The organism is Pseudomonas xanthosomatis, assembly GCF_019139835.1.
Taxonomy (GTDB): Bacteria; Pseudomonadota; Gammaproteobacteria; order Pseudomonadales; family Pseudomonadaceae; genus Aquipseudomonas; species Aquipseudomonas fakonensis.
The window spans coordinates 235,556-256,212 of record NZ_CP077075.1; the positions used below are offsets into that span (position 1 = coordinate 235,556).

The 20,657-nt window shown below is 64.3% G+C and carries 19 protein-coding genes, 1 other RNA gene and 1 pseudogene; 9 read left to right on the forward strand and 12 right to left on the reverse strand.

What is annotated here, in order from left to right; translation table 11 throughout:
- Window positions 1–134 precede the first annotated feature (134 nt).
- The 4 genes from KSS93_RS01030 (at window position 135) to KSS93_RS01045 (ending at window position 1,539) form a co-directional block, all read left to right on the forward strand.
- Window positions 135–344, forward strand: coding sequence for a TIGR02449 family protein (locus KSS93_RS01030; RefSeq protein ID WP_217841242.1), 210 nt, complete (start codon window positions 135–137; stop codon window positions 342–344).
- Entirely contained in the window at window positions 341–661 is a 321-nt protein-coding gene (locus KSS93_RS01035) for a cell division protein ZapA (protein ID WP_217886801.1), read from the forward strand. The genes KSS93_RS01030 and KSS93_RS01035 overlap by 4 nt, the downstream gene beginning before the upstream one ends.
- A gap of 17 nt (window positions 662–678) precedes the next feature.
- Window positions 679–858: non-coding RNA, 6S RNA (gene ssrS, locus KSS93_RS01040), on the forward strand.
- A gap of 72 nt (window positions 859–930) precedes the next feature.
- On the forward strand, window positions 931–1,539 hold the full coding sequence (locus KSS93_RS01045; RefSeq protein WP_217886802.1) for a 5-formyltetrahydrofolate cyclo-ligase: 609 nt from the start codon (window positions 931–933) through the stop codon (window positions 1,537–1,539).
- A gap of 19 nt (window positions 1,540–1,558) precedes the next feature.
- Here the strand turns inward: KSS93_RS01045 and KSS93_RS01050 are convergent, their stop codons facing one another.
- Window positions 1,559–1,714 (reverse strand): hypothetical protein, encoded by a 156-nt coding sequence (locus KSS93_RS01050; RefSeq protein ID WP_217841239.1) that lies wholly within the window; start codon window positions 1,712–1,714, stop codon window positions 1,559–1,561.
- A 178-nt stretch (window positions 1,715–1,892) separates the two neighbouring features.
- Here KSS93_RS01050 and KSS93_RS01055 point away from each other — a divergent pair, with 178 nt between their 5' ends.
- Complete coding sequence (locus KSS93_RS01055; RefSeq protein ID WP_217886803.1) at window positions 1,893–2,345, forward strand: EVE domain-containing protein; 453 nt, start codon at window positions 1,893–1,895, stop codon at window positions 2,343–2,345.
- Here the strand turns inward: KSS93_RS01055 and KSS93_RS01060 are convergent, their stop codons facing one another.
- On the reverse strand, window positions 2,346–2,750 hold the full coding sequence (locus KSS93_RS01060) for a flagellar basal body-associated protein FliL (RefSeq protein WP_217841237.1): 405 nt from the start codon (window positions 2,748–2,750) through the stop codon (window positions 2,346–2,348).
- A gap of 157 nt (window positions 2,751–2,907) precedes the next feature.
- Here KSS93_RS01060 and KSS93_RS01065 point away from each other — a divergent pair, with 157 nt between their 5' ends.
- A complete protein-coding gene (locus KSS93_RS01065; RefSeq protein ID WP_217886804.1) occupies window positions 2,908–3,885 on the forward strand; it encodes an NADPH:quinone oxidoreductase family protein in 978 nt (325 codons plus the stop codon).
- A 247-nt stretch (window positions 3,886–4,132) separates the two neighbouring features.
- On the opposite strand, the gene KSS93_RS01070 is transcribed toward KSS93_RS01065, so the two are convergent.
- The 5 genes from KSS93_RS01070 to trxA form a co-directional block, all read right to left on the reverse strand.
- Window positions 4,133–4,783, reverse strand: a complete 651-nt coding sequence (locus KSS93_RS01070) for a gamma-glutamylcyclotransferase (protein ID WP_217886805.1) — start codon at window positions 4,781–4,783, stop codon at window positions 4,133–4,135.
- A gap of 334 nt (window positions 4,784–5,117) precedes the next feature.
- Window positions 5,118–6,086, reverse strand: coding sequence for a CDP-6-deoxy-delta-3,4-glucoseen reductase (locus KSS93_RS01075; protein WP_217841234.1), 969 nt, complete (start codon window positions 6,084–6,086; stop codon window positions 5,118–5,120).
- On the reverse strand, window positions 6,086–7,552 hold the full coding sequence (gene ubiD, locus KSS93_RS01080) for a 4-hydroxy-3-polyprenylbenzoate decarboxylase (RefSeq protein ID WP_217886806.1): 1,467 nt from the start codon (window positions 7,550–7,552) through the stop codon (window positions 6,086–6,088). The genes KSS93_RS01075 and ubiD overlap by 1 nt, the downstream gene beginning before the upstream one ends.
- A gap of 205 nt (window positions 7,553–7,757) precedes the next feature.
- Window positions 7,758–9,017, reverse strand: coding sequence for a transcription termination factor Rho (gene rho / locus KSS93_RS01085; protein WP_011536308.1), 1,260 nt, complete (start codon window positions 9,015–9,017; stop codon window positions 7,758–7,760).
- Between the two features lie 388 nt (window positions 9,018–9,405).
- Window positions 9,406–9,735 (reverse strand): thioredoxin TrxA, encoded by a 330-nt coding sequence (trxA, locus tag KSS93_RS01090; protein WP_136917140.1) that lies wholly within the window; start codon window positions 9,733–9,735, stop codon window positions 9,406–9,408.
- Between the two features lie 242 nt (window positions 9,736–9,977).
- On the opposite strand from trxA, the gene ppx reads away from it, so the two are divergent.
- Entirely contained in the window at window positions 9,978–11,480 is a 1,503-nt protein-coding gene (gene ppx, locus KSS93_RS01095; protein WP_217886807.1) for an exopolyphosphatase, read from the forward strand.
- A gap of 274 nt (window positions 11,481–11,754) precedes the next feature.
- Here ppx and ppk1 read toward each other — a convergent pair whose 3' ends face one another.
- Both ppk1 and hemB read right to left on the reverse strand, forming a co-directional pair.
- Window positions 11,755–13,998: a polyphosphate kinase 1 gene (ppk1, locus tag KSS93_RS01100; RefSeq protein ID WP_217886808.1), complete on the reverse strand. Its 2,244-nt coding sequence runs from the start codon at window positions 13,996–13,998 to the stop codon at window positions 11,755–11,757.
- Between the two features lie 20 nt (window positions 13,999–14,018).
- Entirely contained in the window at window positions 14,019–15,029 is a 1,011-nt protein-coding gene (hemB, locus tag KSS93_RS01105) for a porphobilinogen synthase (protein ID WP_217841230.1), read from the reverse strand.
- 208 nt (window positions 15,030–15,237) lie between these two features.
- On the opposite strand from hemB, the gene KSS93_RS01110 reads away from it, so the two are divergent.
- The gene (locus KSS93_RS01110; protein ID WP_217886809.1) at window positions 15,238–15,882 is read left to right on the forward strand and encodes a DedA family protein; all 645 of its coding nucleotides are present in this window, start codon (window positions 15,238–15,240) and stop codon (window positions 15,880–15,882) included.
- A gap of 501 nt (window positions 15,883–16,383) precedes the next feature.
- Here the strand turns inward: KSS93_RS01110 and KSS93_RS26425 are convergent.
- A pseudogene (locus tag KSS93_RS26425) lies at window positions 16,384–17,010 on the reverse strand (sterol desaturase family protein); the annotation flags it as partial.
- A 113-nt stretch (window positions 17,011–17,123) separates the two neighbouring features.
- On the opposite strand from KSS93_RS26425, the gene elbB reads away from it, so the two are divergent.
- A complete protein-coding gene (elbB, locus tag KSS93_RS01120) occupies window positions 17,124–17,792 on the forward strand; it encodes an isoprenoid biosynthesis glyoxalase ElbB (protein WP_217886810.1) in 669 nt (222 codons plus the stop codon).
- A gap of 200 nt (window positions 17,793–17,992) precedes the next feature.
- Here elbB and KSS93_RS01125 read toward each other — a convergent pair whose 3' ends face one another.
- Together KSS93_RS01125 and KSS93_RS01130 are read right to left on the reverse strand one after the other, a co-directional pair.
- Entirely contained in the window at window positions 17,993–18,445 is a 453-nt protein-coding gene (locus KSS93_RS01125; protein ID WP_217886811.1) for a YaiI/YqxD family protein, read from the reverse strand.
- A 157-nt stretch (window positions 18,446–18,602) separates the two neighbouring features.
- Entirely contained in the window at window positions 18,603–20,546 is a 1,944-nt protein-coding gene (locus KSS93_RS01130; RefSeq protein WP_217886812.1) for a cytochrome c/FTR1 family iron permease, read from the reverse strand.
- Window positions 20,547–20,657: the final 111 nt, after the last annotated feature.

A 20,657-nucleotide genomic window follows, 5' to 3' on the forward strand; every position in this document is an offset into this window, starting at 1 on the left:
GCGCAATGACTAGAATGAAGGCCTTGTATCCTAGCACCGGCAGGCGCGCCAAGACCATCAGCACTGGCCGCTTGGCCCCTTGTGCAGGCATGATCGCCAGGTGAGTCGACGACGGAGCGAATCGAGTGCAACCCATGCAAGAGAACGACCTGCAAGCGCTGATGAGCCGGTTCGAGTTGCTGATCGAGCGCGTCGAGCAACTAAAACGGCAAAACGCACTCTTAGTTGCTCAGGAAAAATCCTGGCGCGAGGAGCGCGCACACCTCATCGAAAAGAACGAGATCGCCAAACGCAAGATCGAATCGATGATCTTGCGCCTCAAGGCCCTGGAGCAAGACTCATGAGTTCAAGCAATAGCGTCACCGTCCAGATCCTCGACAAGGAATACTCCATCATCTGCCCGCCCGAGGAGCGCAACAACCTGGTCGGTGCCGCCCGTTACCTCGACGGCAAGATGCGCGAGATCCGCAGCAGCGGCAAGGTGATCGGCGCCGACCGCATCGCCGTCATGGCCGCGCTGAACATCACCCACGAACTGCTGCACCGCCAGGACCGCCCTGAAGCTGCCGCCGGCACCGGCGCCACCCGCGAGCAGGTGCGCGACCTGCTGGAGCGGGTCGACCAGGCATTGTCCGACGACCCGGTTAGCAAAAACGATTGAGATTGGTATACTGGCGCCACTCCCTGGGGGATGCGCCAGTCGGTTATGTCCCTGAGCCGATACGCACAACCACGGGGGTTGCACGCTGGGGCCGGTGTGCATGTCCGCCCGACGGAAAGCCTTAACGCCCCCTGCAATCTCCACCTTGAACTTTCGGGTTCAAGGGCTACACCGATAGCGGTCTTGTCGGGGAGCCTTCTTCAGAACTGCCCGCCTTCATGGCGGGTTTTTCGTTTCTGGCAGCTGCCAACCCAGGGATCGCCCGTGCCATGACCGACACCGCGCCGCTCACCCGCCCCCAACTGCGCCGCCTGTTGCGCAACGCCCGCCGCGCCCTCAGCCCCGCCCAGCAAAACCGCGCAGCCGTTGGTTTGTATCGCCAGCTGGCGCAAGACCCGCTGTTCCGCCGCGCGCGGCACATCGCGCTGTACCTGCCCAACGACGGTGAAATCGACCCGCGCCTGCTGCTGCGCGAGGCGCACAAGCGCGGCAAGCGCGTGTACCTGCCGGTGCTGCATGCCTGGCCGCGCACGCGCATGGTGTTCCAGCGTTTCGAGCAGGGTGAGCGGCTGCGGCCAAACCGCTTTCGCATCCCCGAACCGCTGATCGAGCGCAAGCGGCAACGGCCCATCTGGGCGCTGGACCTGATCCTGCTGCCGTTGGTCGGTTTCGATGAAGTGGGGGGAAGGCTGGGCATGGGCGGCGGCTTCTATGACCGCAGCCTGGCTTACCAAAGCCGGCGCAAGGCCTGGAAGAAACCCCTGCTGCTGGGGCTGGCCCATGAATGCCAGAAGGTGGAGCGGTTGGCGCAGGCCAGTTGGGATGTACCGCTGCGCGGGACGGTCTCGGACCGTGGCTGGTACCTGGCGCCGAAATGAACGGGCGCGCGGCTTAAGGTTAGCGGCGCTGCTGTTGGGCCGGGTCGACCGGGGCCTGCTGGTAGGCGGCGTCGGCCTTGCGTTCCCAGAAACCTTGCGCATAACCGGTGGTGACCACGCCCAGACCGAAAATGAAAGCGAGGATCCAGAGCAGGTCCGGTTTGCGTTGTTTCATGGAATTGCCCCCCTAGGCAACGTGTCCATGCTCGGCGGCTTTCTTGATGGCTGCCGGAGCGTCTAGCTTTAAAATCGGCGCATTTTCCGACAACGTGACGCAACACGCAAACGTTGACGCCAACCGACTGTCGGTTTCATGCAACGAGTTATTTCAAACTCTTTCAGGAGCAGCACCCATGGCCTACTGGCTAATGAAATCCGAGCCCGACGAGCTCTCTGTCGAAGCCTTGGCACGCCTGGGCAGCACGCGCTGGGACGGGGTGCGCAACTACCAGGCGCGCAACTTCCTGCGGGCCATGAGCGTAGGTGACGAGTTCTTCTTCTACCATTCCAGCTGCCCGCAACCGGGCATTGCCGGCATCGCCCGCATCAGCGCCGCAGCCTACCCCGACCCCACCGCGCTGGACCCGCAGAGCCACTACTTCGACGCCAAGGCCAGCAGCGACAAGAACCCCTGGAGCGCGGTGGACGTGGAGCATGTGCGCACCTTCGGCCAGGTGCTTGGCCTGGGCCTGCTCAAGCAGCAGGCGGCGCTGGAGGAATTGCCACTGGTGCAAAAAGGCAGCCGCCTGTCGGTGATGCCAGTGACCGCAGCCCAGTGGGCAGCGATTATCGCACTGGCCCGTTGATCACTGCACGATCAGGTTGTTGAACAGCAGGTCCTCGACGATCGGCTTGCCCTCTTCGGACTCCATCACCTGCTGTACCTGCTTCAGGGCTTCCTGGCGCAGTTTTTCCTTGGCCTCGACATTGCTCATGTCGTCCACGCCCTGCTGGGCGAACAGTGCCACCAGCTGGTTGCGGATCAGCGGCTCCTGGTGTTTTACCGCGGCAGCGGCGGCATCGCCGGTCACCCGCAGGGCGACGTCGGCCTTGTACACGCGCAGCTTCGGGCTGCCGTCCAGGGCATAGTTGCCGACGAAGGGCGGGCTCAAGGTGATGTACGCCACCTTCGGCGCGCCTTCACTGGCTTCTTCGGCCATTGCCGCTGCTGGCAGCATCAGGGCCAGTACCATCAAGATCCACGCTTTCACGAATTCGCTCCTCAAAACAATTGGCGCCAGCTTACCCAGCACGCCGGCCAAACCCAAGCCCGGGTTTATGCAGGCCTATCAGGGCAGGCCATGCTCGTTGACCCAGGTTCCGGCCCTGCTGTACTTATCGGCCATCACCCGCAAAGGAATAGCCCTGATGAAAGCCTTGTTGTGCAAAGCCCTGGGCCCGGCGCAGGACCTGGTCCTGGAAGAGGTCCAAAGCCCTACACCGAAGAAGAACGAGATCCTGCTCGAGGTACACGCTGCCGGGGTCAACTTCCCCGACACCCTGATCATCGAAGGCAAGTACCAGTTCCAACCGCCATTGCCATTCTCGCCCGGTGGCGAGGCGGCAGGGGTGGTCGCGGCGGTGGGCGAGAAGGCCGGCGCGTTCAAGCCCGGCGACCGGGTCATGGCCCTGACCGGCTGGGGCGCCTTTGCCGAACAAGTGGCGGTACCGCACTACAACGTGCTGCCGATACCCGCCGGCATGGGCTTCACCACCGCAGCGGCCTTCGGCATGACCTATGGCACCTCGATGCACGCGCTGGCCCAGCGCGGCCAGCTCAAGGCCGGTGAAACCCTGCTGGTGCTGGGCGCCTCGGGTGGCGTGGGCCTGGCGGCAGTGGAGATCGGCAAGGCCATGGGCGCCAAGGTGATTGCCGCCGCCAGCAGCGCGGAAAAACTGGCGGTGGCCAAGGCCGCCGGGGCTGACGAGTTGATCGACTACAGCCAGGCCAGCCTGAAGGATGAGATCAAGCGAATCACCGGCGGCCAGGGTGTGGACGTGATCTACGATCCGGTGGGCGGCGAGCTGTTCGACCAGGCGGTGCGCGGGCTGGCCTGGAATGGCCGGCTGCTGGTGGTGGGTTTTGCCAGCGGCACGATCCCGCAGTTGCCGGTAAACCTTGCGCTGCTCAAGGGCGCGGCGGTGATCGGGGTGTTCTGGGGGGCCTTTGCCCAGCGCCAGCCCGAGGATAACGCGGCCAACTTCCGCCAGCTGTTTGCCTGGTTTGCCGAGGGCAAGCTCAAGCCGCTGGTGTCGCAGACTTATCCACTGGCCGAGGGCGGCGCGGCCATCGAGCAGTTGGGTCAGCGCAAGGCTGTGGGCAAGTTGGTGGTGGTGGCGCGGTAGGGTATCGCGCACGCCCCTGCAGGAGATCACCCAGCCCTTCGGGCTGCGCTGCCGCGCAGGGAACAAGTCTCGCAGATGCACCGCGGCCCTAGTGGGAAGCGGCCTTGTGCCGCGATGGGCTGCGCAGCAGCCCCGGCAATTTTGCATGAGGCCTGGGGGCCGCTTCGCGCCCCATCGCGACACGAGGCCGCTTCCCACAAAGACCGTGTTAAATCAATGAGTTGTAGTTTGCTCTATGAGAGCCGGCTCAGACCTCCCGCAGGTTATGGCAGCGCCTGAAGCGCGCCTCCAGGTTGCGGTCGGGCATCTGGTGGCTGCGCAGGGCGTTGAGGGTCTGCTCGACATAATCACGGGTGCTGCCGTAGCGCCCCTTGGCGCTGGCCAGGATCAGGCTGAGCAAGCCGTCCGGCAGGTTGCCGGCATAGCACGGCAGGTGCCGCTCCAGCACGAAGCCCAGGGCCTGCACCTTGCTGCCATCGTTCAGCCGGCAACTGAGCCAGTGCGGGCGGTAGGCCGGGTACGGCATCTCCCGCTGCCACAGGGCCATCAGGGCATCGTCCAGGTTGCTTTCGTCCAGGCGGTAGGCAAAACCGCTGCAGGAGCCGCCTCGGTCCAGGCCGAACACCAGGCCTGGGCATTCCGGGGTGCCGCGGTGCTCGTGGGACCACAAATACAGGCCGCGGTGGTAACCGTGCACCCGCGCCCGCTGGCGCTCCACCGAGCTGCATTCCGGGCGCCAGATCAACGAGCCATAGGCGAACAGCCACACCGGGCCACCACTGTGTTGCGCCATGGTTTGCTGCATCGAGCGCTGCAGTTGTTCGCGGGTGAGTTGCTGGCCGAAGTCCAGCGAAGGCGGGTAAGCGATTTGCCAGGATGAACTTTCAAGTGTCGACATGGGCTGCCGCCATTAATTCCTGTGTATTGCCAAGTGCAAGTTTTGTAGCGCCTGCAGTTAGGCCACTGCGGGCAAGCCCGCCACTACAGGGTCACGCAGGCCTTGTGGGAGCGGGCTTGCCCGCGAAGGCCTTGACACTAACTTAAGACAGAACACGCGCAACACTCAACCCCGGGTTGCAAATTTCACCCAGGCTTGCGCCGAACGGCAACGACTGTTTCAAATAACGCTAAAGTTATTAACCGACCCGGTAAAAGTTAAGGCTATATATCCAGAGCAAAAGGGAAGGATATATAAACCCCGGCCCGCCCTTGCAGCGCACCGGGGTTGCAGGTCAGCCGCGCGGCGCGTAGGCGAACACATCGGCGCGCATGCGGTGTGCATCCATGCCGGCCTCGACCAGGGCGTCGAGGGTGGCGTACACCATGTTCGGTGAACCACTGGCGTACACATGCACCTGGTTGAGGTCGCCGATGTCTTCGCAGACCGCCTCGTGCAACAGGCCGCAGCGCCCTTCCCAGACGCACTGGTCGCTGACCACCTTGTGCAGGAACAGGTTGGGCAGTTGCTCCCACTCGTGCCAGTGCTCGATGGTGTAGAAGTCTTCGGGCCGGCGCACGCCCCAGTACAGGTGCACCGGGTGCTTGAAGCCCTGGGCGCGGCAGTGCTCGACCAGGCTGTGCATCTGGCCCATGCCGGTGCCGGCGGCAATCAGCACCAGCGGGGCATCCGGCAGCTCGGCCAGGTGGGTGTCACCGAACGGCAGTTCGATGCGCGCCAGGCCATTGCGCTGCAACTGTTCGACCAGTTGCACGGCGCTGCTCTCGCGGGCCAGCACATGCAGCTCGAGGTCGCGCCCGCCATGGGGAGCCGATGCCAGCGAAAACGCCGCCTTGCCGGCGCCGGCGCGCTCGATCATCAGGTACTGCCCGGCGTGGTAGCGCGGCGGCTTGCCGGCAGGTGCGCGCAGGCGGATGCGCCAGACATCGCCGCCCACCTCGACGCACTCGCTGACGGTGCAGGCCAGCGTGCGCACCGGCAGCTCGCCCAGGGCCAGCACGCCATCCCACAGCAATACGCAGTCTTCCAGGGGCTCGGCGATGCAGGTGAACAGCTCGCCGTGGTCACGCACCTGGCCTTCCTGGCGCACGCTGCCTTCGACCAGCAGCGCGGCACACACATGGCAATTGCCATTGCGGCAGCTGTTCGGGCAGTCGTAGCCCAGGCGCCGCGCCGCATCCAGAATTCTTTCGCCCGGTTCGACCGCCAGCACCGCCCCGGACGGCTGCAACGTTACCTGCATCAATCTATTCCCAACTGGTCCCACAGCTCATCGATACGGCGGGTGACGGCCTCGTCCTTGACGATGACCCGGCCCCATTCGCGTGTAGTCTCGCCCGGCCATTTGTGCGTGGCGTCCAGGCCCATCTTCGACCCCAGGCCCGACACCGGCGACGCGAAGTCGAGGTAGTCGATGGGGGTGTTGTCGATCATCACCGTATCACGCTTGGGGTCCATGCGCGTGGTGATGGCCCAGATCACGTCGTTCCAGTCACGGGCATTGATATCGTCGTCGGTGACGATAACGAATTTGGTGTACATGAACTGTCGCAGGAACGACCACACACCCAGCATCACGCGCTTGGCGTGGCCCGGGTACTGTTTTTTCATGGTAACCACGGCCATGCGGTACGAGCAGCCCTCGGGCGGCAGGTAGAAGTCGACGATCTCGGGGAACTGCTTTTGCAGAATCGGCACGAACACTTCGTTCAGCGCCACGCCGAGAATCGCCGGCTCATCTGGCGGGCGGCCGGTGTAGGTGCTGTGGTAGATGGGCTTTTGCCGGTGGGTGATGCGCTCGACGGTGAACACCGGGAAGCTGTCCACCTCGTTGTAATAGCCGGTGTGGTCGCCATACGGGCCTTCAGGGGCCATTTCGCCGGGGTGGATCACCCCTTCGAGGATGATCTCGGCGGTGGCCGGCACCTGCAGGTCACTGCCGCGGCACTTGACCAGCTCGGTGCGGTTGCCGCGCAGCAGGCCGGCGAAGGCGTACTCGGAGAGGGTGTCCGGCACCGGGGTGACGGCGCCAAGGATGGTCGCCGGGTCCGCGCCCAGGGCCACGGCCACCGGGAATGGCTGGCCGGGGTGCTTCTCGCACCATTCGCGGTAGTCCAGAGCGCCGCCACGGTGGCTGAGCCAGCGCATGATCACCTTGTTGCGGCCGATCACCTGCTGGCGGTAAATGCCCAGGTTCTGGCGTTCCTTGTTCGGCCCGCGGGTGACGGTCAGGCCCCAGGTAATCAGCGGCGCCACATCGCCCGGCCAGCAGTGCTGGATCGGCAAGGCACCGAGGTCGACGTCGTCGCCCTCCACCACCACTTCCTGGCACACCGCGTCCTTGACCACTTTGGGCGCCATGGACACGACCTTCTTGAAGATCGGCAGTTTCGACCAGGCGTCTTTGAGCCCCTTCGGCGGCTCGGGCTCCTTGAGGAAGGCCAGCAGCTTGCCGATTTCACGCAGTTCGGCGACCGACTCGGCGCCCATGCCCATGGCCACGCGCTCGGGGGTGCCGAACAGGTTGCCGAGCACCGGCATGTCGAAACCGGTGGGGTTCTCGAACAGCAACGCCGGGCCCTTGGCGCGCAGGGTGCGGTCGCAGACTTCGGTCATTTCCAGTACAGGGGAGATGGGAACCTGGATGCGCTTGAGTTCACCGCGCTGTTCCAGGCCACGGATGAAGTCGCGCAAGTCGCGATACTGCATGCAAGGGCCTCGTGTGGGGGCGTGTCGGTCGGGGGGCAGAGTGTAGCGCCGTTCGGCGTTTTTTGGGGGGCAAAAATGCGTTGGGGCCGCTTCGCAGCCCTTCGCGGGTAAACCCGCTCCCACAGGGATCGTGCGAAACCTGTGGAAGCGGGTTTACCCGCGAAGGGGCGCGAAGCGGCCCCAATTGCTTCCTGAAATCCTGCGCTTACTTGCGCTTCATCGACAGGAAGAACTCGTCGTTGGTCTTGGTCTGCTTGAGCTTGTCGACCAGGAACTCGATGGCGGCGATTTCGTCCATCGGGTGCAGCAGCTTGCGCAGGATCCACATGCGCTGCAGTTCGTCGTCGGCGGTCAGCAGCTCTTCGCGACGGGTACCGGACTTGTTGATGTTGATGGCCGGGAACACACGCTTCTCGGCGATGCGGCGGTCCAGCGGCAGCTCCATGTTGCCGGTACCCTTGAACTCTTCGTAGATGACCTCGTCCATCTTCGAGCCGGTCTCGACCAGCGCGGTGGCGATGATGGTCAGCGAGCCACCTTCTTCGATGTTACGGGCAGCACCGAAGAAGCGCTTGGGCTTCTCGAGGGCGTGGGCGTCGACACCACCGGTGAGTACCTTGCCGGAGCTCGGGATCACGGTGTTATAGGCGCGGGCCAGACGGGTGATGGAGTCCAGCAGGATGACCACGTCTTTTTTGTGCTCGACCAGGCGCTTGGCCTTTTCGATGACCATCTCGGCAACCTGCACGTGGCGGGTCGGTGGCTCGTCGAAGGTCGAGGCGACCACTTCGCCGCGCACGGTGCGCTGCATTTCGGTCACTTCTTCCGGGCGCTCGTCGATCAGCAGGACGATCAGGTGGCACTCGGGGTTGTTGCGGGTGATGTTGGCCGCGATGTTCTGCAGCATGATCGTCTTACCGGCTTTTGGCGGGGCTACGATCAGGCCACGTTGGCCCTTGCCGATTGGCGCGCACAGGTCGATGACACGGCCGGTGAGGTCTTCGGTGGAGCCGTTACCGGCTTCCATCTTCAGGCGCTTGTTGGGGAACAGCGGCGTCAGGTTTTCGAACAGGATCTTGTTCTTCGCGTTTTCCGGACGGTCGAAGTTGATGGTATCGACTTTCAGCAGGGCGAAGTAACGCTCCCCTTCCTTCGGCGGGCGGATCTTGCCGACGATGGTGTCACCGGTACGCAGGTTGAAACGGCGGATCTGGCTGGGCGAGACGTAGATATCGTCAGGGCCGGCCAGGTAAGAGGCATCCGCCGAACGCAGGAAACCGAAACCATCCTGGAGAATCTCCAGCACGCCGTCACCCGAGATCTCTTCGCCGCTTTTCGCGTGCTTTTTCAGCAGGGCGAAAATCACGTCCTGTTTGCGCGAACGGGCCATGTTTTCGATGCCCATCTGTTCGGCCATTTCCAAAAGATCGGTAATCGGCTTTTGCTTGAGTTCAGTCAGGTTCATAAGGGGAATGACGTAATCATGTAAGAAGGGAGGAATTAAGCATGTGGCTTAATGAGGCCGCGCCGCTAGATGGCGACAAGATCGCGTACTGATTCGAATTAGGGATGCTTCGGCGACGGCGTGCAGAGGGCACTGGAGAAGCAGTGCGAGGCCGAATGTAACACTTGCTTTTTTCGACGTCTAGTGGTTTTGACCTACCGATTTGGCGCCTCACTCCACATTGTGGGAGCGGGTTCACCCGCGAAACAGGCAACAGCGTGACAGGGCACCGGCTTTGCCGGTGTTCGCGGGTGAACCCGCTTGCACAAGGTAGTGAGCAGCCTGAGCCAGGCAAGAAATACCCTACAGCAACCAAAGAAAAGCCCCGCATTTGCGGGGCTTTTTCACATCACAGGTGGGCGTCGAGGAACGCGGCCAGCTGCGATTTGGACAGGGCGCCAACCTTGGTCGCCTCTACGTTGCCGTTCTTGAACAGCATCAGCGTCGGGATGCCACGCACGCCGTGCTTGGCAGGGGTTTCCTGGTTCTCGTCGATGTTCAGCTTGGCGACGGTCAGCTTGCCTTCGTAGGTGGAGGCGATGTCGTCCAGTACCGGAGCGATCATCTTGCATGGGCCGCACCACTCAGCCCAGTAGTCGACCAGCACCGGGCCTTGGGCCTGCAGTACTTCGGCCTCGAAGGTGGCGTCAGTGACGTGTTTGATCAGATCGCTGCTCATGGATATCTCCAGGTCGTAAGCAAAAAAACGTTGCCCATCATAGCTGCACCCCGTCGCTACAGGAAGCCGCAGGCGATTGACTGTATCTATAGTTGTGCAAGACGCCACGAATCGAAAGTGTCATGTCGCTGTCATAGGATTGCTATGACATTGCCATGCATCAAGCCCGGCGATGCCGCGCGTTGGCTAAGGGCCACGATCGTGGCACGATTGCCGGGTTAACGACCGAGAATCTCCAGACCATGCCGCAAACCACCGCGAAGAACCTGTCCCTGATCGCCGCCATCGACCTAGGCTCCAACAGTTTCCACATGGTCGTGGCCAAGGCCCACCATACCGAGATCCGGATTCTCGAGCGGCTGGGGGAGAAGGTTCAGCTGGCCGCCGGCATCAACGATGACCGCCAGCTCAGCGAAGAAGCCATGCAGCGGGGCCTTGAGTGCCTCAAGCGTTTCGCCCAGCTGATCAACGGCATGCCGGCAGGCGCGGTGCGCATCGTCGGCACCAACGCCCTGCGCGAAGCGCGCAACCGCAACGAATTCATCCAGCGTGCCGAGGCCATTCTCGGCCACCCGGTCGAGGTCATCTCCGGCCGTGAAGAAGCCCGCCTGATCTACCTGGGGGTGTCGCACACCCTGGCCGACACCGCCGGCAAGCGCCTGGTGGCCGACATCGGCGGCGGCAGCACCGAGTTCATCATCGGCCAGCGCTTCGAGCCGCTGCTGCGCGAAAGCCTGCAGATGGGCTGCGTGAGCTTCACCCAGCGCTACTTCCGCGACGGCAAGGTCACCCCGGCGCGCTACGCCCAGGCCTACACCGCCGCGCGCCTGGAGCTGATGAGCATCGAGAACGCCCTGCACCGCCTGACCTGGGACGAAGCCATCGGCTCCTCGGGCACCATCCGCGCCATCGGCGCGGCCATCAAGGCCGGTGGCCTGGGCAACGGCGAGGTCAACGCCGAGGGCCTGGCTTGGGTCAAACGCAAGCTGTTCAAGCTGGGCGAGACCGACAAGATCGACTTCGAAGGGGTCAAGCCCGACCGCCGGGCGATCTTCCCGGCGGGCCTGGCGATTCTCGAAGCCATCTTCGATGCCCTGGAGCTTGCGCGCATGGACCACTGCGACGGTGCGCTGCGTGAAGGCGTGCTGTTCGACCTGCTGGGCCGCCACCACCATGAAGACGTGCGCGAACGCACCCTCAACTCGCTGATGGAGCGCTACCACGTCGACCAGGGCCAGGCCGCACGCGTGGAGCGCAAGGCGTTGCATGCCTTCGACCAAGTGGCCGAGGCGTGGGGGCTGGAAAACGGAAACTGGCGCGATCTTCTGGGCTGGGCGGCGAAAGTGCACGAAGTCGGGCTGGATATCGCCCACTATCACTACCACAAGCACGGCGCCTACCTGCTCGAGCATTCCGACCTGGCCGGCTTCTCCCGCGAAGAGCAGCAGATGATGGCCCTGCTGGTGCGCGGCCACCGCCGCAACATCCCCAAGGACAAGTTCGCCGAATTAGGCGACGAGAGCGTGCAGCTGATTCGCCTGTGCGTGCTGCTGCGCTTTGCCATCCTGTTCCACCACATCCGTGGCACCCAGCAGATGCCCAAGGTGGTGCTGCAGGCCGGTAAGGACAGCCTGGAAGTGGTGTTCCCCGAGGGCTGGCTGGAGCAGAACCAGCTGACCCAGGCCGACTTCGCCAACGAGGCGGAATGGCTGGCGCGGGTTGGGTTTGTTTTGAGCGTGCGTTAAGGCTTAGGCCTCACAGTTACCGCGCCGGGCCTAAGCTCTGCGCGGTCCTGTGGGAGCGGCTTCAGCCGCGAACACCGGCCAAGCCGGTGCCATCCACCGCGTCGTCTGCTTCGCGGGTGAACCCGCTCCCACAGGGTTGCGCACAACCCAAGCTCAACGCTGTACCTGTAGGAGCGGGCTTGCCCGCGATCACCGGCAAAGCCGGTGCCATCCACCGCAGCGCCTGCTTCGCGGGCAAGCCCGCTCCCACTGGGTCCGCGGCTCGCCATCAGCCTTAGCGTACGTTCAAAACCGGGTTGCTCAGCCGCTCCAGCAGCGTCGCTTGGGCGCTGCGGGCGTTCTGGTTGCCGGTCGGCGTGCTGCGCACATAACGCCCGTCCGGCTGCAGCGTCCAGGCCTGGGTGTTGTCGGTGAGGTAACCCTCCAGCTCCTTCTTCACCCGCAGAAGCAACTTCTTGCCTTCTACCGGGAAGCAGGTCTCGACGCGCTTGTCGAGGTTACGCTCCATCCAGTCGGCACTGGACAGGTAGATCTGCTCGTCGCCGCCGTTGAGGAAGTAGAACACCCGGGTGTGCTCGAGGAAGCGGCCGATGATCGAGCGCACGTTGATGTTGTGCGACACCCCCGGGATGCCCGGGCGCAGGCAGCACATGCCACGCACCACCAGATCGATGCGCACGCCCGACTGGCTGGCCTTGTACAAGGCCTTGATCACCTTGGCGTCGGTCAGCGAGTTGAACTTGGCGATGATGTGCGCCGGCTTGCCGTCCAGGGCGAACTGGGTCTCCCGGGCGATCATGTCGAGCATGCCCTTCTTCAGGGTGAACGGCGCGTGCAGCAGCTTTTTCATGCGCAGGGTCTTGCCCATGCCGATCAGCTGGCTGAACAGCTTGCCGACGTCCTCGGTGAGGGCATCGTCGCTGGTCAGCAGGCTGTAGTCGGTGTACAGGCGGGCATTGCCGGCGTGGTAGTTGCCGGTACCCAGGTGCGCATAACGCACGATCTCGCCCTGCTCGCGGCGCAGGATCAGCATCATCTTGGCGTGGGTCTTGAAGCCCACCACGCCGTAGATCACTACCGCACCGGCCGCCTGCAGGCGGCTGGCCATCTGCAGGTTGGACTCTTCGTCAAAGCGTGCACGCAGCTCGATCACCGCAGTGACCTCCTTGCCGTTGCGCGCCGCATCCACCAGGGCGTCGACGATCTCGGAGTTGGCCCCCGAGCGGTACAGGGTCTGGCGCACGGCAAGCACGTGCGGGTCCTTGGCGGCCTGGCGCAGCAGGTCGATCACCGGGGTGAACGACTCGAACGGGTGCATCAGCAGGATGTCCTGCTTGCCAATCACGCTGAAGATGTTGTCGGCGTTCACCAGCAGCTTGGGAATGGTCGGGGTGAACGGGGTGTACTGCAGCTCCGGGTGGCTGTCCAGCCCGGTGATGCTGAACAGGCGGGTCAGGTTGACCGGGCCGTTGACCTGATACAGCTCGCTCTCGCTCAGGCTGAACTGCTTGAGCAGGTAGTCCGACAGGTGTTTCGGGCAGGTGTCGGCCACTTCCAGGCGCACCGCGTCGCCGTAGCGACGCGAGAACAGCTCGCCACGCAGGGCGCGGGCAAGGTCGTCGACCTCTTCGGAGTCCAGTGCCAGGTCGGCGTTGCGGGTCAGACGGAACTGGTAGCAGCCCTTGACCTTCATGCCCTGGAACAGGTCATCGGCGTGGGCGTGGATCATCGACGACAGGAACACATAGTTGTCGCCGGGGCCGCCGACTTCTTCCGGCACGCGGATCACCCGCGGCAGCAGGCGCGGTGCCGGGATGATCGCCAGGCCCGAGTCGCGGCCGAAGGCATCGACACCCTCGAGCTCGACGATGAAGTTCAGGCTCTTGTTCACCAGCAGCGGGAACGGGTGGGTCGGGTCGAGGCCGATCGGGGTGATGATCGGCGCGATCTCGTCGCGAAAGTAACGGCGTACCCAGGTCTTGAGCTTGGTCGTCCAGTAGCGGCGGCGGATGAAGCGGATCTGGTGCTTTTCAAGCTCAGGCAGCAGCACGTCGTTGAGGATCGCGTACTGGCGCTCCACCTCGAAGTGCACCAGTTCGCTGATGCGCGCCAGCGCCTGGTGCGGCTGCAGGCCGTCGGCGCCGGCCTGTTCACGGGCAAAGTTGATCTGTTTCTTCAGGCCCGCCACGCGGATTTCGAAAAACTCGTCCAGGTTGCTGGAGAAGATCAGCAGGAACTTCAGGCGCTCGAGCAGCGGGTACGACTCATCCAGCGCCTGTTCCAGCACGCGGATGTTGAACTGCAACTGCGAGAGCTCGCGATGAATGTACAGGCTGCTGTCGTCCAGGCCCGGCACGGCGATTGCCGGCACCGGCGCTGGGGCCGGTGCCGGGGCCTCGACCACAGGCTCCGGCGCAGGCTCGGCGGCCGGCGGCAGGTCCGGCGGGGTCTGCACCATCTCTTCGGGCACGGCCTGGGCATCCTTGATCGCGACAGGGGTGAGCACTTCGTTATTCATCTGACGTTCCTGTGAGGGCGTTACTGCCCTCTCATCAATTGAGCGGCACGCACGGCGAAATAGGTCAGGATGCCATCGGCGCCTGCCCGTTTGAATGCGGTGAGGGATTCGAGGATCACGGCTTCGCTGAGCCAGCCGTTCTGGATGGCGGCCATGTGCATGGCGTACTCGCCGCTGACCTGGTAGGCGAAGGTCGGCACCTTGAACTCGGCCTTGACCCGCTGGACGATGTCCAGATACGGCATACCCGGCTTGACCATGACCATGTCGGCGCCTTCGGCGAGGTCCAGGGCCACTTCGTGCAGGGCCTCGTCGCTGTTGGCCGGGTCCATCTGGTAGGAGGCCTTGTTGGCCTTGCCCAGGTTCAGGGCCGAGCCCACTGCGTCGCGGAACGGGCCGTAGTAGGCGCTGGCGTACTTGGCCGAGTAGGCCATGATGCGCACGTTGACATGGCCGGCCACTTCCAGGGCTTCGCGGATGGCGCCAAGCCGCCCGTCCATCATGTCCGACGGCGCAACTACCTGGGCCCCGGCCTCGGCGTGGGACAGCGCCTGGCGCACCAGAGCGTCGACGGTGATGTCGTTCTGTACGTAACCCTCTTCATCGAGGATGCCGTCCTGGCCATGGGTGGTGAACGGGTCGAGGGCCACGTCGGTGATCACCCCAAGCTCCGGGAAGGCTGCGCGCAGGGCGCGGGTGGCGCGCTGGGCGATGCCGTCCGGGTTCCAGGCTTCGGCGCCATCGAGGGTTTTCTTTTCGGTCGGGGTCACCGGGAACAACGCCAGCGCCGGAATGCCCAGCTCAACCCAGCCCTGCGCAGCTTCCAGCAGCAGGTCGATCGACAAGCGCTCGACGCCCGGCATGGACGGCACTTCTTCGCGGCGGTTTTCACCGTCCAGCACGAATACCGGCAGGATCAGGTCATCGACGGTCAGGGTGTTCTCGCGAACCAGACGACGGGAAAATTCGTCCCGGCGGTTGCGACGCAGGCGAGTAGCAGGGAACAGGCGATTGGCGGGGGTAAAGCTCACGGCAGACTCCTGAGCCCGCGCAGGCGGGCTAGCGCGACAGTTATAAGCGGCCATTATGACGCCTGTGTTACACCCTGAGGCAACCCTGCGACTTGTAGCCGCAGCCATTGTCCTTGTAGGAAATGTTCACGTCGAGACACATTTGGACACTTTCCCCCGCGCCCGCGAAGGGGTAGGCTGCGCGTTCATTTCGCCAGCACGCCTGAAAATGCTTCAAAATTTCCTGAACGATTTCGGCTACTTTGCCCTTTTTCTCGGCACGTTCTTCGAAGGCGAGACCATCCTGGTTCTGGCAGGTTTTCTTGCGTTCCGCGAATACATGGATATCAAGCTGGTGGTGCTGGTGGCCTTCTGCGGCAGCTATGCCGGTGACCAGCTGTGGTACTTCATGGGCCGCCGCCACGGGCGCAAGATCCTCGCCCGCAAGCCACGCTGGCAGGCCATGGGCGACCGCGCGCTGGAGCACATTCGCCGCCACCCGGACATCTGGGTGCTGAGCTTCCGCTTCGTTTACGGTTTACGCACGGTAATGCCGGTGGCCATCGGCCTGTCCGGTTACCCGCCGCGCCGCTACCTGCTGCTCAACGGCATCGGCGCTGCGGTCTGGGCCCTGGCCCTGGGCCTTGCCGCCTACCACTTCGGGGCCATTCTCGAAGGCATGCTGGGCAGTATCAAGAAATACGAGCTATGGGTGCTTGGCGGCCTGCTGGTGCTGGGCCTGGGCCTGTGGCTGCGCCGGCGTTTTCGCAACAGCCGTGCCGAGCGCCGCGCGGCGGCACAGGGCCAGGCCGATGACGCTGAGCAGGCCGTAAGCCAGGAGCAGGACCCAGGCCAGGGGCGTAACCACCACTAGCCCCCAGGTGCCAGCCAAGTACAGGGCCGGCACCGCTGACAGCAGCCGCGCCAGCTCCAGGCGCGGCGCCCAGGGCCGGTCTTCCAGCGCCGCCCCCAGCACGAACAACCCCCACGCCATCAGCGCCCAGCCCAGCACCAGGGCCATGGGCGGCAGTTGCCCGGCCCGGTCCATCAGGTAGCTGCCCAGCGCCACATACACCGCGAACTGCGCCACCACGTACAGCTGCTGCGCGCGCCCCAGCGGGATGGCGAACTTGCGAAACCCCGCCAGCTCATGTTTTTGCTGTGGATAACCCGCCAGCACATCCGCCGGGCGCCAGCCGGTGGGCATGAACCAGATACGCAGCTTGTCGCGCCAACGCGCCGTACGCCGGGCGTCACTGAACAACTGCGCATAGAACTGCAGGTTGGCCCACAACGGGTTCCAGCTGGCCAGCGGCGTGGTCACGCCGAACACCACCGGCTCGCGCGGGTCTTCTTCCTGAAAGGTGCCGAACAGGCGGTCCCAGATTATGAACACCCCGCCGTAGTTGCGATCCAAGTACAAAGGATTCTGCGCATGGTGAACGCGATGGTTGGACGGTGTGATGAACAGCCACTCGAAGGCGCCAAGCTTCGGTACATGGCGGGTGTGCACCCAGAACTGGTACAGCAGGTTCAACGCAGCCACGGTGACGAACACCAGCGGCGGCACGCCCAGCAGCGCCAGCGGCAGGTAGAACAGCCACGAAAAAATGAAACCGCTGCTGGTCTGGCGCAGGGCCGTGGTGAGGTTGTACTCCTCGCTCTGGTGGTGCACCGAATGCGCTGCCCACAGCACGTTGCGTTCGTGGCCCAGGCGGTGCAGCCAGTAGTAGCAGAAGTCGTAGAGCACGAACGCCAGCGCCCACACCCACCAGGCATCGCCCGGCAGGCGCAGCAGCGCCAGGTGCTCCCAGGCGATGGCGTAGCTGACCAGCCCCACGCCCTTGGTCAAAAGGCCGGTGGTGGTCGACAGCATCCCGGTGCTGAGGCTGTTGATCGAGTCGGCCAGCTGGTAGTTGCGCTGGCCGCGCACACGGTCGGCCACCAGCTCCACGGCAATCAGTACGAAGAAGAACGGCACGGCCAGCAGAATCAGGTCCATGGGCAGCGGTCTCGGGAGTTATCCACAGAGCGTAGGCGCGGCCCGCAGCAAACCCTATGGCGACATCTGCCAAACTAGAGGACATTTAGTGCCTCGCCCCTGGAGTAATGAGCATGACAAAAAAAGTTGCGGTGATCCTGTCCGGTTGCGGTGTTTACGACGGCGCCGAAATTCACGAAAGCGTGATCACCCTGCTGCGCCTCGACCAGCGCGGCGCCCAGGTGCAGTGCTTTGCGCCGAACATCGCGCAATTGCACGTGATCGACCACCTTACAGGTAAAGAAATGCCCGAATCGCGCAACGTGCTGGTTGAGTCGGCGCGCATTGCCCGGGGCGAGGTGAAGGACATCCGCGAAGCCAAGGCCGAGGACTTCGACGCGCTGATCGTGCCAGGTGGTTTTGGCGCGGCGAAGAACCTCTCCAACTTTGCCGTCGAAGGCGCCGAGTGCAGCGTGAACCCCGACCTGCTGGCCCTGGCCGAGGCCTTTGCCGAAGCCTGCAAGCCGGTCGGGCTGATCTGTATCTCGCCGGCGCTGGCGGCGAAGATCTACGGGCCGGGGGTAGTCTGCACCATTGGCAAGGATGCCGACACTGCCGCAGCGGTGGTGAAGATGGGCGGCACCCATGAAGAGTGCGATGTGAAAGACATCGTCGAAGATGCGCAGCGCAAGCTGGTGACCACGCCGGCGTACATGGAAGCCAAGTCGATCAGCGAGGCCGCCGGCGGTATCTACAAGCTGGTGGACCGGGTGCTGGAGCTGACCCACGAGAGCGATCAGTAAGGTCTCAACGAACCCTGTAGGAGCAGCGGTTTGTAGCTCCCGCGGTCCATGTGGGAAGCGGCCTTGCCGGGGCGCCGTCCGGTCGAGATGGGCTGCGCAGCAGCCCCGACAATCTTGCATGATGCCGAGACCCTGGGGCTGCTACGCAGCCCATCTCGACCGGACGGCGCCCCGGCAAGGCCGCTCCTACAAGGATCGCGTCAGGCTTTCGACAGCCGGGTAAGAATACGGTCCAGCGAATTGGCGAACGCCTGCTTCTCGCGCTCGCCATAAGGCGCCTGCCCGCCGCCCACCTGGCCCTGCTCGCGCAGCTCGGTGAACAGGTTACGCACTGCCAGGCGGTCACCCATGTTGCGCTCGTCGAACTCGCGCCCGCGCGGGTCGAGCGCCGCCACGCCCTTCTTGATCAAACGGTCGGCCAGCGGCACATCGCTGCAGATCACCAGCTCGCCAGGCACGGCGTTGTCCACCAGGTAATCATCGGCCGCGTCCATTCCGCTGGGCACCACGACCAGCCGCACACAGGCAAAGGCCGGCTTGACCTGCGCCTGGCCGGCCACCATCACCACCTCCAGCTTGCGCTTGAGGGCGAACTTGACGATCAGGTCCTTGGCCGCCTTGGGGCAGGCGTCGGCATCGATCCATACACGCATTTAGATTGTTCCGATTTGCAGATCACAGACCGCTAGTGTCTGGCCTGGCCTCTTCGCGGGCAAGCCCGCTCCCACAGGTTGTGCGCAAGTTTTATGGCCTGCGCTTTACCTGCAGGAGCAGGCTTGCCTGCGATGGGCCGCGCAGCGGCCCCGTTGGTCAGCCCGCCGCCACCCGGCGCTTCCCGGCCAGCCAGCTACGCCCATACAGGAACACGATGGCCAGCAACGCCACCGCCTGCGCGCTCAGCGAGTAAGCGTCGGCATGAATGCCCAGCCAGTCGAACTCGAAGAACGCCACCGGCCGCGTGCCCAGCACGCCGGCCTCTTGCAGCGCCTTCACACCATGCCCGGCGAACACCACCGACAGCGTACACAGCAAGGCGGCGTTGATGCTGAAGAACAGCGACAGCGGCAACTTGGCCGAACCGCGCAGGATCACCCAGGCCAGCCCCACCAGCAGCACCAACGCCGTGGCGCCACCGGCCAGCACCGCCTGGTGCCCGGCTGGGCCTGCCTGCAGCCACAGGGTTTCGTAAAACAGGATCACCTCGAACAGCTCGCGGTACACCGAGAAGAACGCCAGCATGGCAAAGCCGAAGCGCCCGCCACCGCTGACCAGGCTGCTCTTGATGTAGTCCTGCCAGGCGGCGGCGTGGCGGCGGTCGTGCATCCACACCCCCAGCCACAACACCATTACCGCCGCGAACAGCGCCGTGCAGCCCTCGAGCAGTTCGCGCTGGGCGCCGCCCACGTCGATCACGTAGGCCGCCACGGCCCAGGTGGCAAAGCCGGCCACCAGCGCCAGGCCCCAGCCGATGTTCACACTGCGCACCGCCGACTGCTGGCCAGTGTTGCGCAAGAAGGCCAGGATCGCCGCCAGCACCAGAATCGCCTCAAGCCCCTCGCGCAGCAGGATCAACAGGCCGGAGATGTAGCTCAGCGACCAGCTCAGACCATCGCTGCCCAGCAGCTTGGCGGCTTGCTCCAACTTGCTCTTGGCCTCGGCCAGGCGCTGTTCGGCTTGTGCCACCGGCAGGCCATCCTGCAGCGACTGACGGTAGGCCATCAGCGACTTTTCGGTGTCCTTGCGGGCCTGGGTGTCGATGTTGTCCAGCGAGCTTTCCACCAGCTCGAAGCCTTCCAGATAAGCCGCCACCGACAGGTCGTAAGCCTGGTCGTGGTCACCGGCGCGGTAGGCGGCAAGGCTCTTGTCCAGGGTGCTGGAGGTGTACTCCAGCAACTGCGCCGGGCCGCGCTTGGCCTGCGGCGGCTGCGCGCGCTGGGCACGGAACACCGGCACGGCAGCGGCGCCTTCGCTGGCGGCGATTTCCGCCGGGGTCTGGCGGGCCAGGTCGGCAATGTTCCAGGCCTTGTCGCCCTTTGCCGCCTGCGGGTCGGCAGTGAAGCTTGCTATATAAGCCGCCACGTCCCAGCGCTGACGCTCGTCGAGCTGGTCGGCGAACGACGGCATCTCGGTGCCGTCGATGCCCAGGCCCAGGGTGTTGTACAGGTCGTACAGGCTCAGCTGGTCGAGCCGCGCGGCATCGCGCAGGTTGGCCGGTGCCGGCTCCAGGCCGACGCCCGCCGGGCCGTCGCCAAGGCCGGTATCGCCGTGGCAGATCGAGCAGTTTTGCGCATACAGCGACGCGCCACGGGCCGGGTCCGGGGTAATCACCGGGGCCTGGCTGACCTCGTAGGCCACCGCCAGGCGAGCCCCCAGCTGCCGGGCCTGGCGGGCTACCGCGGCACCGTCGTGGCGCTGTTCGATGGCCTGGTGCAGGCGCTGCACTTCTTGCGCCAGCGCCGGCTGCTCGGGGTGGGCGGGCAGGCCCTTGACCAGCTCGGCCAGCACGCCGCTGAACTCCAGTTGCTCACGGTATTCGCCGTCATCCAGCACCTTGCCGGCCTGTACCGTTGGCGGGTAATCGGCACCGATGTAGTCCAGCAGATGCAGGGCCTTGGTGGCCTCGGCGGGCGCTTCGGCCAGGGCCAGGGTGCTGCACAGTGCCAGCACCGGGCCCAGCACAACGGCAGGCAGCCAGGCGAGCAGACGGGAACGGGAATTCATGGCCAGTCTCGTTGGGAATACGAAAGAGAACATTGTTCACTTCCACTCATTGCCGCTCAAGCTTCACTCAGCCGATTTCATGAAAAATCCTGCAACAAATTCGCCCCTCTGGACTGCGATTGCTCCCACAAGCAAATCAGAAGC